10 protein-coding genes and 2 pseudogenes are annotated in these 15,445 nt (G+C 35.5%); 5 read left to right on the top strand and 7 right to left on the bottom strand.

Going from position 1 to position 15,445, the window contains the following annotated elements:
- Positions 1-342: 342 nt before the first annotated feature.
- From ACFIKU_RS04825 to ACFIKU_RS04810, 4 genes are read left to right on the top strand one after another with little or no spacing between them, the layout of a single operon-like run.
- Positions 343-903, top strand: a complete 561-nt coding sequence (locus ACFIKU_RS04825; RefSeq protein WP_375656846.1) for a prephenate dehydratase domain-containing protein — start codon at positions 343-345, stop codon at positions 901-903.
- The gene (locus ACFIKU_RS04820; RefSeq protein ID WP_375656845.1) at positions 890-2,095 is read left to right on the top strand and encodes a DUF6421 family protein; all 1,206 of its coding nucleotides are present in this window, start codon (positions 890-892) and stop codon (positions 2,093-2,095) included. The genes ACFIKU_RS04825 and ACFIKU_RS04820 overlap by 14 nt, the downstream gene beginning before the upstream one ends.
- Positions 2,092-3,039, top strand: coding sequence for a DMT family transporter (locus tag ACFIKU_RS04815; RefSeq protein WP_375656844.1), 948 nt, complete (start codon positions 2,092-2,094; stop codon positions 3,037-3,039). The genes ACFIKU_RS04820 and ACFIKU_RS04815 overlap by 4 nt, the downstream gene beginning before the upstream one ends.
- Complete coding sequence (locus ACFIKU_RS04810) at positions 3,036-4,301, top strand: acetyl-CoA carboxylase biotin carboxylase subunit family protein (RefSeq protein ID WP_375656843.1); 1,266 nt, start codon at positions 3,036-3,038, stop codon at positions 4,299-4,301. The genes ACFIKU_RS04815 and ACFIKU_RS04810 overlap by 4 nt, the downstream gene beginning before the upstream one ends.
- Before the next feature lie 974 nt (positions 4,302-5,275).
- Here ACFIKU_RS04810 and ACFIKU_RS04805 read toward each other — a convergent pair.
- The 7 genes and pseudogenes from ACFIKU_RS04805 to ACFIKU_RS04775 all read right to left on the bottom strand — a co-directional run bounded on the left by ACFIKU_RS04805 (position 5,276) and on the right by ACFIKU_RS04775 (position 14,049).
- Positions 5,276-8,029, bottom strand: coding sequence for an autotransporter outer membrane beta-barrel domain-containing protein (locus ACFIKU_RS04805; RefSeq protein ID WP_375656842.1), 2,754 nt, complete (start codon positions 8,027-8,029; stop codon positions 5,276-5,278).
- A gap of 862 nt (positions 8,030-8,891) precedes the next feature.
- Entirely contained in the window at positions 8,892-9,341 is a 450-nt protein-coding gene (locus ACFIKU_RS04800; protein WP_375656841.1) for a hypothetical protein, read from the bottom strand.
- Positions 9,342-9,497: 156 nt separating this feature from the next.
- Positions 9,498-9,899 (bottom strand): hypothetical protein, encoded by a 402-nt coding sequence (locus ACFIKU_RS04795; protein ID WP_375656840.1) that lies wholly within the window; start codon positions 9,897-9,899, stop codon positions 9,498-9,500.
- A 363-nt stretch (positions 9,900-10,262) separates the two neighbouring features.
- Positions 10,263-10,665: pseudogene (locus tag ACFIKU_RS04790) on the bottom strand (hypothetical protein).
- 347 nt (positions 10,666-11,012) lie between these two features.
- Positions 11,013-11,285: a hypothetical protein gene (locus tag ACFIKU_RS04785; protein ID WP_375656839.1), complete on the bottom strand. Its 273-nt coding sequence runs from the start codon at positions 11,283-11,285 to the stop codon at positions 11,013-11,015.
- 295 nt (positions 11,286-11,580) lie between these two features.
- On the bottom strand, positions 11,581-11,979 hold the full coding sequence (locus tag ACFIKU_RS04780; protein ID WP_375656838.1) for a hemagglutinin repeat-containing protein: 399 nt from the start codon (positions 11,977-11,979) through the stop codon (positions 11,581-11,583).
- A 693-nt stretch (positions 11,980-12,672) separates the two neighbouring features.
- Complete coding sequence (locus tag ACFIKU_RS04775; protein WP_375656837.1) at positions 12,673-14,049, bottom strand: amino acid permease; 1,377 nt, start codon at positions 14,047-14,049, stop codon at positions 12,673-12,675.
- 613 nt (positions 14,050-14,662) lie between these two features.
- Here ACFIKU_RS04775 and ACFIKU_RS04770 point away from each other — a divergent pair.
- Positions 14,663-15,445 (top strand): annotated as a pseudogene (locus ACFIKU_RS04770) (tyrosine-type recombinase/integrase); the annotation flags it as partial.

Below are 15,445 nucleotides of genomic sequence, written 5' to 3'. Positions count from 1 at the left end.
AAAAACACTTTTTGCAAAATATTAAAGCCAAAAAGTTCATCATCCAAAAAATGATAGAGCAGTGTGCTTTACGTATCATTTACCTTCGCTTAACCATTCTAATCATTCGTCTAACATGTCCAATAAATACCCCTTGCATAGAATTGTTCCTGCTCAATCACTCCCCTAAACGACGATGTTTTACGGCATGATAGAATAATGAAAAGACCAAATTATATCGTAAATTTGCTTTCACATATACATTATTTTATAAAGCACTAAATTACTTAACGCATTGTGCTTGATATACTCTACATATTACACTAATTTAAATTTAGGCACATAATTAAAAGAATAGAGATCATGCAATCTGAAAATAATACTTTTATCTATACACTTGGCCCTGCAGATACTAACTGTGCAGCTGCAGCACAGTGGTGGCTTGATAATCACAATCAAAATATTTTGTCCACTGACTCGAGATCCCGTATTATCTTATATGCAACTCTTGAAGAAGCCTTTGAGGAACTTGCTCATAAAAAGGATGGATATCTCTTAAGCTGTGCTGCTTACCCTGATTTGCATACACTCATATTTACCCGTTTAGGTGATATGCAATTATTTGACAGCTTTATCATGCCTACTCACTCTATGGTTTTAGCTAAACGCAATAACGCTGATGAAATTAAAACCGTAGCGACTCATCCTGCCCCGCAATCTCTGGTAGCTCATCAATATGACAAAGTATTTGCCAACAGCAATGCTGATGCAGCCGTTCTTTGTAAGGCTGAAAAAGCCGATGCTTGTATCACAACATCGGTTGCGGCAAATCGCTATAGGCTGAATATTGTCGAAAATTTTGGACAAGTGCCAATGGCCTTTTTGCTCCACTCGCTAAAGTCAACTCATCATGAAAAAATCTGAAGCGCTTCTTTCCATTGTTAACTTAGTTGACAAATTCCGTATGCGCCAAGAACGAGATGGGAGCATTAAGGAACCAACTTCAGCAGATCGTAATATGATCAATGAATTGATCACTCTGCTGAACCACCATGCCAATATTCTTGATGGATTATCTCCAAAACTTTTAGCAACCATTTCTGATGATCTTCATCAGTGGATGCTCAGCGGTTTAACAACCCCTCCTCAATTTGATAACACTTTGGCTGTTTTCAAAGCCCCATTACCAGATGCTCCCTTGTTTTTTTTGGCTCCAATGCGTGCAACGAATGGACCTGATCCAGAAGGATTCCGGTTGGAATTAGTTACAGGATATCGTCATGAAACAGCCTATCTGGCTGACGCCTCAAAATATACAAATAATTATGTATCACCATTTCAATGTATAAAAATGGGAATAGCGTCAAGGGGGTTTTTAGAAGGCAATTGCATTGTTCTATTTCCAGAATCTGTAGCGGCTGCTAAAAAAATTGATAAGCAAGCATTTGCTTTGTTTTTTTTCAGTAAATTCTTTGATATTTACAACAAGCAAACAATTGTGGAAGCTGAACGTTTACTCGGTCGAGATAGTAAATTCCTGTTCGGTCAATTGCATAGTCGTAACTTATCTAAAGAAGAGATTTACGATGCTCGCTGTTTGTGGGGCTATTACCATGACTATGCACATCATACTGGACCGCGGCCATTAGATAAAAATCTGTATATAAAATTAAATTGGTTTACAGGTCTTCTAGAAGAAACTAAAGTTGATTTAATGACAGTGCGTATTATGCTACAAAATCATCCAAAATTTTGGAAAGAAATAACTGAATTTATCCTATTAGAACGCATATTCCGTTATCCAAAAGGTTCTGATCAGCATATGACATTCGATGCTGGTACAGGGGTCTTGCTTTTTGAAATATTGATGCGGAACAAAGCATTGATGGAAACAAATCAAGGTTATCTTCAATTTGATTTGGAGCGTCTTGAAGAAGTAATAACGTTTATGATAGCGGATATAGAAACACTTGAAGCATTAGATGATGACGCTTATTTGGCAGGAGCTAAAGATTATATCCAAAATAATCTTGGAAAACCGGAAACCTCACAGTTACGATTTAATTTTTCAACATCATATTATGCACAGCGCGTTATTAGAGGATTAAATCATTGAGTTTCATAAAAGGACGGTTATTCTTATTTACCTTTGCCATTCTAGCGTTATTTTCCATAAGTTGGTTATTATCTAAGAATTTGGTTAGCAATATACCAGTAATGCATGCGGTTGGACTTAGGTTGTGTGCCACCGCTGCCACCTTATGGCTGATTGCAGTATTTCGTGAGAAAGCTGTTTTCAGATCCCTCCCATTACTTTCTATGATACCTTCTTTTTTAATTCTCTCAGTGTTAGGATTCTCATTATATTTTGTATGCAGCTTTGGTGCATTAAAATCGCTCAAAGCCAGTGATTTAACTATGGTTCTTGCTACTATTCCAGGTATTACTTACATATTGGGTGCACTGACGAATAGCCTTACGTTCTCATGGTTAAAACTTATCGGTATGATCATTGTCAGTGTAGCGGCTATAGCATTTAATATAAACAGTGCAGAGGGTGGATATTACAGCCTAATAGGAATAGCTCTTGCTTTAACAGCAGCCCTTTCTTACTCTGCTTATGGTTTATTGTCTAAACGTTATCTTAAAAATTTACCTTTGCTCACCTCACTGGCTTGGATCACGACAATTTCTGCAGCATCATTTATGCCATTATTTATTTTTGATCCTGCCCCACTCTTCTATCTTAAGTTAGAAGATATATTTCAAATATTGATTTTAGGAACTGTTTGCTCGGCACCAGTTTACGTATTATATCAAAAAGTTTTAGCCGAAGGAGGCGTATTATACGCCAATACTATCGGCGTATTATCCCCTTTTGCAGTGGTTGCATGTGAATGGATAATTGGCTCTAACCCTTCTCTTAATATTATCAAAATAATTGCTATGATGATAGTTGTTATAGGGATGACACTCTTATTTATAGATGCATCAAAGGTATCTACATGGCAACATAAACGCCATTCTCAAAATTCCAAATTTAATGAGGAATCAAAATGAAAAAACTCGCGTTAGTTTGCCAGCGCAATGCAAAATTACCATTTATATTTGAAGCAGCACAAGCAGCTAATATCGAATTAGTCATAATCTATGATACCGCTGAAAGTGCTCCCACTCAACACCCCGCAGCAGTCACTTCAACTTGGCAACTTCCTGTTTTTGATAATCCAGAGGCGGCTTTAGATACTTTTGCAGCAGGTGTAAAAGAACGCAATATTCGTGGGGTTATGACCCTTCGCGAAGAAGCCATTCTGTGGACAGCTTTGGCTGCAAAAAAAATCAATACTCCAAGTATTGAACCAGAAGTAGCAGCATTAACCAGAAACAAATATCTCATGCGTCAAGCTTTTGCTAAAGCAGGGTTGAGAACACCAAGATTCTTTTATATAGATAATCCAGAGGACCTATCACAAATACAAGCCTTGGGTTATCCGCTCGTTATTAAACCCGTCTCTGGATGGGCGAGCGCAGGCGTAATGTTAGCTAAAAATTCCGCCGAACTTCCTGATCTCATTAAAACCGTATGGAATGTTCAGCATAAAGACATGGCACGTTTTAATGATAAAAATAAATCTGTAGGTTTAGTTATAGAACAGTATTTGCCAGGAAAAGAGTTTGTCGTAGAATGCTTTGTTGATACAGCAGGTGTACACGTTCTGTCCGTTGGAGACAAGGGAAGCCCCGAGGGACCATGGTTTGAAGAAACAATTTATCGTCAACGCTGTGATATAGATGATCCTTTAATTATTGCTTTATGTGAGACTGCATGCTCTGGAGTTAAAGCTCTTGGCATAAACATGGGTGCTGCCCATGTGGAGCTACGCCTAGATGCTAATAATTTACCTTATATAATTGAGATCGGCGCTCGTATAGGTGGATCGGGTGTCTCCCATTTTATTGTTGAGCAAGGTACAGGGATTTCATTTGCAAAACTATGTATGAATGCCGCTTTAGCTGAAAAAAACTTAGACCTTCCCGATATACTCCCAGCTGAAAAAGTGGCAGCAAATTACATTATTCCTCTTCGTGGTCATGGACAGTTTTCTGGATTTTTAGGTCTAGATAAGGTTGCACAGCATCCTCAAACCGCCAGAACTATCATTTTCTTTGAAACCAATCATTTTTCACCACCTCCACCAGCATTTGGTGGATATCCTGGTTTTATTTTCTCTGTTCATAACTCAAACGAAGAAGCACGCAATTACCATAAATGGCTCGATGACACCTTAAGCATCATATGGAAACACCATGTTTATCAATAGTCCGATAAAGATATTTTTACTGCCCCTGAACTTTAATATAAATCTTATCGATACAAACGAAGCCACAATGCGAATGCGATTGCCTAAAACTTTGCAAACGTTTTTTCATTAAAGATGCATATTTCAAAAAACAGGAATTGAGGGAAATATGATCTACTTTTGCACCCCATTTTAATAAAAGCTCTTCAATGTTTCTGTATTTGAAACAATAATAAAAACTTATAAATGACTTTTTCAATACGACCAACCTCTTCTCCCTACGTCTCAAAAGAAGAAAAAAAGATCTTACAGCACTCACTTTGATTTAAAAGTTATATTTCATATCTATTTCACAAATAAGACATGATCTTCTTCACATATTCAATACAGCCATTAGAACAATTTTTTAAAGGATTTATCATTATTAAGAACTGAAGATGTTAAATTTGACGGTAAAAGTGTTCAAACTTTACCACTTTTCTCATTATCCACCTACAATAATGCGATCAATACAAACAGCTTCAAAAACGCTTTTTACAAAATTTAAAAGCATAAAAATGCGTGTCATCCATGAAACGATAGAGCTGTATATTTCACATCCCTCTTTCTTTGCTTAACAGCAAAAGCTCTTAAATCAGCAGTCAACACCTCCCTGCCTTCCATGATTGATATCAGCAACCTCAAACGACAGTACTTTACAGCATAATAGGATAATAAAGCTACTATTTTAAAAATCTGATGACGAATAGACCCCAAATGTCTATAGCCAAAATAACACCAATAAATTTACAGTCTCATTATCAAATTTTTTTGAAACATTTAAGCTCCCCTATCAACCAGATAAAAAATAAATCAACGTGATCCTTTCATACCTATTAAAACACATGATGCATTATTAAAAGACGCAATTAAAATTGCTTCACTATCAATGGTTTAAATCAATAAAATAAAACAAAACTTTAAAAATCACATTTATTATTTTTAAAAAAGATTTATTAAAAATGATAGCGCAAACCACCAGAAAAATGAACTCCAGAAAAACCAGCCTTGGTTAACCTATGCTGATAGCTAACATCACTGTGGAGTGTAACTTTAGAAGAAAACTGCGCATCGATACCCAAACCTGTCTCTAAGGAAGAACCAAAAGAACCCAACTGGAAAACATCTTTAAAATGAACAAATTGTTTTTTACCAAAACGATTAGAAAGATGAATATTGCCATAAAAACAAATGATACGATCCTTTTCAAATGCTTTAAATGTTTTACTTAAACGCCCACCAATACGCATCAACCATTGCCCCATTTTTTTCATCTCAACATCAAATCCATCAATATCACGAGCCTTATCAAATCGAAGACGTTGATAAATAAGCTGGAATTGCGGATCAAAAATAAGATCTTTATATCCTGTCATAAACACTTTACCAGCAGAAAATGAAACGTTCAAAGGATTTGCTTTTAATGTCGCCGTCTTACCCCAAGCATGGGTAAGCACATCCCCTTTAAACAAACCATAAGATAAAAGACCATCTACATAAAAACCAGTGTTGTATTTTACACTACCGTATGTCGTAAATGACCATTTATTAAACGTACTCTTTTGGCTTTGTTCCACGTTACGAGGTTGTAAGGAAAGCTTTCCATAGGTTCCCACAATCCCAAAAGATGTCGTACTATATGCGCTCTCTATTGTTTTAAGCAAAATGTCTGTTTTTATAGCGTTATAATCAACATGACCATCGTACCCATATTTAAGTGTAGAAAGACCTGAGACATAACGATAACGTGCACCATAACCGTGGATAGATAAAGAAAAATCCCCTTCAACTTTTAATAATTGACGAGGAATAAACCGCCTAACTTGCAATTGCTTTTGTTGATTACTGATATCCATGAGTCCAATATGAAACAAAGCATTTGGTAATAAAAGATAGGTTGGAACTTGTGGAACAACCTCTCTGACCTTTAACTCAGAATGAGGGATAATAGACGTCCTCAAAGCAGGCTGAATATACTTACTTTCAAGGCGAAAATCCCAAAAATCTCCATTTCCTTCAACCAATCTTTGAGAAGTTTGTGCATTTCCAAGAGCAGAATCTGGACCATAAGCATGCAGATAATATTGGTAAGGCAACCCCTCTAATGCAATATAAGCACGATTTAACTGAAAAGAATCCTCTGCCGCTTTTCCAGAAACCTGAATAAGTGAAATACTATGAGCATTTTCACCGGTTGCTATCTCGCCCTGATTTCCTGCAACAAATTGCACATAAACTGTCGTTTTTCCAGAAACATCACCATGTATCAAAAGTCGATCAGTTTTTTTATTATCAAGCAAACCATCACTACTGAGATGCGTATTGAGATAAATATCTGCCCTATCTTGCGCACTATAAACTTCTTTTTCGCCTTTCCCAATATAAAGTGTTTGATACTCCTGAAACATTGGAGTTTCAAAAGCAATAAAACTATCAGAAACTTTCACAAATGAAATAGACGAACTTGTACGATTTGCAACTTGCGAATCTATCTCTCTTCTTTTTGTCAAAAACCATTTTGATCCCCTTGTCAAATAAAGCTCAGCAATAGAATCATCAGCAACACGTGTCCCTCCTATCAATGAAGAAGAATCAGCCAAAATCGCTACAGTCCCTCCCTTTTCAGCTGTTAATAATAAGTCACCAAAAATTTTTGTACCTTTTGTTACTCCAATATAACTACGACTGTTATTACTATGAACAGCTGTCCCATCTGGAACTTCAAAAATCGTCCTTTTCAAAAAGACAAGCCCCTGTTCATACGCATCATTCCCCCCATCCATTTCAAAATACATACCATGTTTGTTCCCTATTGCTTTAATTGTTGAATCTTCAATATTAACCCGCGAAATTAAAATATTTCCTTCCCTGCCATTATTGGACAGCGTGTTAGAATCTTGTCCAACTGTTAAAACATGAACATCCGTAGAAATAATATTGGTATTTTTTACATAAACAGAACCCTGATGTTTTACATTGAAAACTGTATGTGCAATTTTTTCATTTGTATTTTCATTGTCTTCTGTTTTTTGATATTTTGAAGTAATGGTAACACCATCTAAAGTCGCACTCCCCCCTCTCCCCACATAAAGCGCAGCAGCATCATTCACATCAATAAATCCACCTTTCATCTGAATACCCGCATCAGCCCTAACGAAAAGAGCACTCTCTTGACTGACACCCAAACCTTCCACTTTAATTTTTGTATTCGTTAACGTAACAGATGCTCCTCGCTTCTCTGCATAAGCTGCAATCTGAGAAGCCTCAATTGTTCCACGATTAACCTCAATCATTCCACTATCAGCTTTAAGACCTATTGACACATTTTTAAAAGCTGAATCACTCAAAACAATACTTCCCCCTCGTGATACAAAAACACCATAACTATCTTCTATACCCGTAGTAGCTTCAACCTCTACGCGCATTGCCTGAATAACTGTATTTGGCTCCTGCACTACTATAGCAGCAGGCAATATGAGAGAATTACCCTCCCCATTCTTTTCTTTAACAGGAGCCGTGAATTTATATACTTTATCACTAATTGTATGTTTTGCACCATCACTGCATTTATAAGGCAATTTGTTTTCGTCACATAACGGTGATACAAATGAATGAGAATGCGCCTCAATATTTATATTTAACAAAAGAGAAAAAATAGCTGCTGTAAAAACACACGAATACAAGTGATTGTTAGATACCTTGATTATCATTGTTTTTCAAAACTTTCTTTTTTTCAACAAAAACAAAAATGCTGGCAAAAAATAAACCACGAATTAAACACAATGAGAATAAAAAAACAAAGTTATTTTATTTTTTTGATAAATTACAGTTACTCATAATACGTTTTGTGTTTTATGTCAAAGAAAGAACAAAAAGTTTAAAATACTATTTAGGGTGACAATCTCTTTAAAGAATGCATCTCCAAAACCGCTAAAAGTGCAATTTTTTAAGAGATATAATCTTCAGTTTATCTCACCACCAAAAGATAAAAATATAACAAAATGAGATACAGTATACGAAATCTATGACCGCATCATTTTTTCAACTACAACAAAAAACAAGAGATTGGCACTAATGTATAACCTAATGTACACAATTTCTGTATTAAAAATGCTAGATATCTAAAAAAATTTGAATAAATAAATGTAATACTTTAAAAGTATATCATCTCAAAAAATTATCATAAAATGAAAAGATATTATATCAAAGTTACTTGTATAATACTTTAGGTCTTTTGATAAAAATAAATACAGTAAAACACTCACTATCCTGAAATTAAAAAACACCAAAATAAAATTTCATCAAAATAAGTACTATGAAAGCTATCTGTTTATTATCGTTAAAGCAGATATTTTAGCAAAGCTATTATTTGCCATTATTTATATTGAATAAATTTCTCTAAACAACAACTCACTATCCTCCACTATCATCATCTGACAACAACACGATTGCTAATCTCGTAGCTGATGAATATAACTATATTGAAGACAAAAGAGCTGTATTTCTCTCTTCTCCTGTTTAATATTTTTATTCAATTATTGCTTTAAATAATTAACATTCTACTTTTGATGATCACTTGCGCAAAGCTTTTTTTATTTTCTGGCGCTTTTTATCATTTTCAAAACGTAACATCAAATCTCGCTCTTGTTTTGTCGAATTGGTTACACCAAAAGTATCATTATCCATAACCTGTTGATACCCTGCTACCATTAAATTGACTAAAAATGAATCACTTCGCGGCGTTGATGCAAAATAGATTCCCTTTGAATCTTGTAATTTGTACCGATACCCTGCTTTAGTCATGCACTCATAAACTGCTGCAAAATCACTTGCACGCGAATCCATATTTTCAGAAGAAGCGTAGATTGGTTTCCAGCCACATTTTGACAGTGCTTGTTGGACCACAGACTTATTGACACCGGGCTTTTCCCATAATTCCAAGGTCGATGGGGGAGGTTTGCTAATACACCCAGCAGAGCTTAACAAAATTATAGCACTCAATAATTTCAATGTCTTTTCCATTTCCCCCACCTTTAATTTACAATAGAAAGACTGATAAGTCTGCTAATATTCGCTCACATCCAAGATAACTCTTGTTAGCATATAGATATTGAAGAAACAATCCCTCTCCCAATGCAAAAAAAATATAAGGATTTTTGATTACAGCAGCCTCAATACTTAAGGTTGACATTCAGGTTGTTCTTTATGCTCTTCACAATGAGGACTATTCAAACGCCTCTCTACACTTCGCTGAGGAATAACTGCATCAGGCTGACAAATTGGAAGATTTTCATATTTCTCACACCACTTCATTCTTCCCAATTTATCTTGAAAACCTGCTTGTATCATGCATGCATTCACAGACTCCTCTGCATTGAATTTCTCATCAGTACTCGTTTCTGTATCAAGACGACCATCAAGATGCTGTATTCCACATTCTAACAGAGCTTTTTTTATTTCAAGCTGATCTGTACCGGATTTTTCCCATGCATCTACAGCTGTTCGAGAAGGCTGCTCTTCGTAACATCCAGCCATAACAAATAAGGTTATCCCGCTTAATAATTTTAAAATCTGCTTCATTTTCCTATCCTTGAGTAATTTTGATATTACGAAACAATCTATAAATTATTTTACATGCTGTTTTTTATTTCCAAAACAATGATGGACATTATCAAGCTATATTATTTTTATCTTTCCGAAGATTATGTCATTATTATTATACCAAAAATACGGTAAAATTATTACTAAAATCATATTCTATCAACGGTATGCTTATAGTTATTATCAATATTTTGATTACAACCCAAATAGGTATTTTTACATTATTGCGCCAACAGTTGTGGTACCCATAAATAAATAGCATTGAAATGGTGAATTAAGGACACCCCAGCGCACAAGCATGAAAAAAGTGAAGGTAGAAATGTTGATCATCACCAGCAAAAATTAAGGCTGGCATTCAGGTGCGGTTTTATATTTTTTACAAAACGGGCTATTCAAACGCTTCTTGACACTTCATTGTAGGATAACAGCACCAAGACAACAAATGGGGAGGTTTTCATCTTTATAAGTATAACACCAATATACTCCTCCCCATTTGTAGTGGAATTGTGCTTGAAACATGCAAGCATCAATGGAAGCCTCTGCATTAAGGCTTAACTTTTTATTTTCTGGAAAAATATCATAAGGGGTTTTCATACCACATTCTAACAGTTTTTTTCCTGCCTCAAAAAAGTCTGCTTTAGACTTCTCCCAAGAACTCAAAACTCTTTGGTGGAGGCTTGTCGATGTTACATCTAGTGATATTTAACAGAATAAGATCACTTAATAATTTTAAGATTTGTTTCATTTTTTTCATAAATAACCCAAACCTAAATTATCTAAAATCGAATAAATTGGCATAATATGAGGTATTCCATAGCGCCTTGCACACGCATAACTCGTACGACCATACCAATTCTAGGGATCATAGCCGCCTAGCGCTCTTCCTTCCTCTCGCATGGGAATTGCTTGTGGAAATAATACATAGAGGAACTCCAAGGGTACCTTATAAAAATAGGTGGATTGTAACCAAATCCTATACCAATAAGGTTAAGTAAATAATTTTGTAGGTAGACATAATCTTTTTCGTCATCGTTTACGACATATAATGGATTCTGATGGATTCACTATCGGTAGAGCCTTATCAGCCGATCCCTAAAGATAGATATCTGTTTTCTTTGCTATATTGTGGATGCCACGCTTTTTAAAGTCACTCAATCCTTTACCTACTGTTATGGCACCTTTTGGGCTATGTGCGCTAACAATCGCTGTTGTATTGCCATTTAATTCGCCAATCAAACCATTGCCGATTTCGTGTTTCACATCCCCATAACCAAAACGTTTTGCTACATCTCTTATATCTTTTATGGTACCAAGAATGCCCACATTGAGAAATCCTGTCTCATCAGCACAGGACTTTTCAGGCATCTCTTGTGTCTTAGAGATATCACAGCTTTCCGAAAGCGTGATATTATTGCCAGCATCAACGTTGACATCACGCCCTGCCGAAACATTTGTCGGCTTGCATGTTTACATCATGATCAGCAGTAATCTGCACATCTCTGCACACTTTGAAATAGGATTGATCGGAGGTATTTTCCTATTGATCGCCAGTGTCTTTCGCACTCGCAACCACAATACCAACAGAAGCATCGCTGCTGCTCTTTTCCAAACTGAAAACCAAAGCCTGTGCGCTCTTCCTATGTGCTTGAACTTATGACTATTATAACCCACAAACAACATTGACACCATGCGCTGCCGAAAGGTTAATATCCTCCACAGCAAGATCAAAGCCCACGACGCTCACATCTTTTTTCTTGGCCGTAATATTGATATTACCGTCAGCATTGAGAGAAGAGCCTTGATGTTCAAAACTTTCTTCATTTTCTGTTGTTGTTTCACTCCCGTATATCGAAACAAAATTTTTTCTTGAACACACAGCAAAACCTGTTTCATGCATCTGTGAATGGCTGCTATGATGGTCTGTCATGCCAACAATCGTCACATATTCTCCCATTACATTGATATCTTGACCGGAAATCAGATGAGAAGCAATAATCGTAGCGTCTCCTTGTAAATCCATATCAATTTTGCCCGTTGCCTCAAGGATAAAAGAAATCATTGTGGTATATGTTTCAGAGTTATTGGAAGATTTCTCGTGTAAAAATCCACTTTCTGATGATTGTTTTTGCTAATCGTAGTGTTCTTGAACGTCTTTTACAGTAATACTGAATAATTTTACACCCAAATACAGTTGCGGAGTGCATTTTGTCCGCCTCCACTTGTGATAAAAATTACTCCCGTATCAATATTATAAAAAATAAGTCTAATCCTTGCTCTTTTGATCGCAATAACAACAAAAATCGTAAAACTGTCACACGTTCATTGCTCTCTTTAATTTACTCTTTTATAAGATTTTATTGTGATATCTAGCTGCTCTTTATTAAAGTTTTTGCAAATACAATAATACAATGCCTCCAATGACTTTATTATCCACTATCTTCTAACAACGCCAATCCTCTTTGAGAAAAGATATCTGCCTATAATCTTGTATCTAGTAAAATCTATTTGCACTGTTAGGCATTTTAACATGAAAGACTTATATTGATTGCATGGCTCACCATCAAAAAACGCCTAATATTTATATGATTTGGCCGTTACCATAAGCAATGGCTTATAAAAACTTCCAAAGCGAAATAATAACGAGCAGATTTTTTTCAATCTAGATTGTTCTAACTTTTAGAGAATAGCAATCAAACAGCTATTTTCCTGATGACAGCAGCTATTTGTTTTGAGTTTTATCTCTATTCACATTTTATTGCAGTTTCTTTTGTTTAAAATTATAAAGTTTAAGTGCATAGAAACAAATAACAAGCCAAGCAATCCAACTAAAACCTATAATTAAAACCGGTCGCGTCTCATGAAAATACCATAAGAGAATAAAAATAAAAACCATAAATAAAATAGAAAAAATTGATCCTATTGGCCAAAATGGAATGGGAAATTTTAAACCATTCTGAGCTTCTTTAGACATCTTAATTCGCATAAAAATTTGCGAAAGTAGAATCATTATCCAAACAAAAACCGTCGCAAATGTTGCCATTGCTGCAATAAGAAAAAAAAGCTTTTCATGGTAAAAATAATTAAGGACAGCACCAAGAAGAAAAATACCGAAGATCATCAAAATAACAAAAATTGGTATACCATTTTTTGATAAATATTGAAACTTCTTTAAAGCATAACCTTCCTGCGATAAACCATGTATCATGCGACAAGCACCATACATTCCACTATTCATTGCTGAAATAGCCGCTGTAACAACAACAATATTCAAAATATTTGCTGCATATGAAATCCCAAGATTTTCAAAAATAGATACAAAAGGGCTATCCATAACACCAATCTCATTCCAAGGATAAAGAGACATTAAAATAGCTAACGTCATGACATAAAAAAGCAAAATACGAACTGGAGTAGAATTAATTGCCTTTGAAATTGTTTGATGAGGGTTTTGAACTTCCATGACTGCCATCCCAATGATTTCTATACCACCAAAAGCAAAGACAACAACACTAAAGCAAGCTAAAAAACCAAACCAACCATTGGGAAAAATACCACCATTTTTCCATAAATTATGAACAGTAACGGTAGAAAAATCTGCACCTTCACCCCAACCACAAAAAATAATTGCTATTCCTAAAATAATCATTGCAATGATAGCAATAATTTTAATAGAAGACAGCCAAAACTCTAGTTCACCATATACTTCTACGGCAGCTAAATTAATACCCGTGATGATTAATGTAATACTCAGTGCCCATACCCAAGGAGCAACATCAGGATACCAAAACCCCATGTAAGTCGCAAAAGCTGTAATATCAGCCAAACCAACAAGAATCATTTCAAATACATATGTCCATCCCGTTAAAAAACCTGCTAATGGCGATATGTAATTTGCCGCATAACGTGCAAAAGAACCAGGCAATGGATTATGAAGTATCATCTCTCCTAAAGCCCGCATAACCATAAAAATAGCTAAACCAGCAATACAATAGGCAATCAAAACACTGGGACCCGCAAGCTTAATTGCCTGTGCAGACCCATAAAAAAGACCTGTTCCAATAGCAGAGCCAAGAGCTAAAAAAATAACTTGGCGCTTACTCATACCTCGTTTCAGTTCATTTCGTGCCATTACTTTCCTTCTTTATTGAAATGTTGACGAAAATCCACACCACAATAACAGCTTTATGATAAATAAAATCTCACGTTTCTTTTTCGAAGATAGACTTTAAAAGCATTAAAAAATAGCCTTCCAGATGCTCTATCCTAGGCAATGAAAATACTTTTATTGCGAATGATTCAGCTTTTTATAGCCTAAGTTTTGTATCATTTATTGAAATTATGTGATAATAGAATTTTTTATAATTGTCATTTAACTCATTTTTATATTTTCTATTTTTCTGCAAAAAATGTGGGGTTGAATAAAAGATAATATAAACATTTTTATTCATAAGGATAATTTATTGTTTTATATATTGAATTGGCTCCTCAGTATCATAAGATTCTCTCTTTTCCAAACCTGTTCATGTTGAAGCAATCAAAACTTTTTGTGTACACATTATAAGCGAGATTGATGTGTGAATAGAAACACATAAAGAAAGAAATAAAAATTCCTTTTAATAAACTATCTCAAGTGCAAAAAGCTGCCATGACTCGGGAAATAGATTATCTGTTAGTATCAACCCGTATCTTAATAACATAAAAAATAATGATGCACTATTAATCTTATCTTTTCACGAGAGTTTTTAGGTTATACCATTCATGGTCGGCGCCGCGAAATGGGCTTGGGATGCCTTGAGAGATGTTTCCTTAAAACAAGCCCGTGAATTGGCAACAGGGTGGCGTTCTGTTCTTCGTGAAGGTCGTGACCCAATTAAAGAACGTGAAAAACAAAAGCGTGAGGCAATAAGCAATCTCCATTATTTAAAAGATATTGCTTTAGAGGCTTTTGAAAGTCGGAAAGGTGAATTAAAAGGTGACGGTAAAGATGGGAACTGGTTTTTACCCTTAAAACTCCATATTCTCCCCAAATTAGGTTGCCTCCCCGTTTCAGAGATTATACAAACAGAGATACGCAATACACTTGCTCCCATTTGGCATTCAAAAGCTGGAACAGCTCAGACAGCATTGATACGTCTTAATCTTTGTCTCAAACATGTGGCTGCATTAGGATTGAATGTTGATTTACAAGCAACAGAAAAAGCACGTGCTCTCTTAGGTAAACAACGCCATAAAGTCCAAAACTTACCAGCAATGGATTGGAAAGATGTTCCTGCTTTTTATAAAACACTTTGCGAAGCTTCAACCCTAACACAACTGGCTTTGCGTTTGCTTATTCTGACAGGGGTTCGTACCAATCCTTTGTGTCATATTCATAAAGATCAAGTTGATGGCGATATCTGGACAATCCCTGCTGAAAATATGAAAGGTCGACGTGATACTACAGAAGAGTTTCGCGTGCCTCTATCATCAGAAGCATTAGAAATCTTAAAACAAGCGCGCTTGCTTTCTCGCAATGATTTCTTCTT

This window comes from Bartonella sp. CM120XJJH (assembly GCF_042194715.1).
Taxonomy (GTDB): domain Bacteria; phylum Pseudomonadota; class Alphaproteobacteria; order Rhizobiales; family Rhizobiaceae; genus Bartonella.
Note: the sequence above shows the minus strand (reverse complement) of the source record. Positions and strands in the feature narration are given on the sequence as shown.

Bases quoted from the DNA above. Each gene is read 5' to 3' on its own strand.
- ACFIKU_RS04825 (WP_375656846.1), top strand. From the start codon at position 343: ATGCAATCTGAAAATAATACTTTTATCTATACACTTGGCCCTGCAGAT.
- ACFIKU_RS04820 (WP_375656845.1), top strand. From the start codon at position 890: ATGAAAAAATCTGAAGCGCTTCTTTCCATTGTTAACTTAGTTGACAAA.
- ACFIKU_RS04810 (WP_375656843.1), top strand. From the start codon at position 3,036: ATGAAAAAACTCGCGTTAGTTTGCCAGCGCAATGCAAAATTACCATTT.
- ACFIKU_RS04805 (WP_375656842.1), bottom strand. From the start codon at position 8,029: ATGATAATCAAGGTATCTAACAATCACTTGTATTCGTGTGTTTTTACA.
- ACFIKU_RS04800 (WP_375656841.1), bottom strand. From the start codon at position 9,341: ATGGAAAAGACATTGAAATTATTGAGTGCTATAATTTTGTTAAGCTCT.
- ACFIKU_RS04795 (WP_375656840.1), bottom strand. From the start codon at position 9,899: ATGAAGCAGATTTTAAAATTATTAAGCGGGATAACCTTATTTGTTATG.
- ACFIKU_RS04785 (WP_375656839.1), bottom strand. From the start codon at position 11,285: ATGCCTGAAAAGTCCTGTGCTGATGAGACAGGATTTCTCAATGTGGGC.
- ACFIKU_RS04780 (WP_375656838.1), bottom strand. From the start codon at position 11,979: ATGATTTCTTTTATCCTTGAGGCAACGGGCAAAATTGATATGGATTTA.
- ACFIKU_RS04775 (WP_375656837.1), bottom strand. From the start codon at position 14,049: ATGGCACGAAATGAACTGAAACGAGGTATGAGTAAGCGCCAAGTTATT.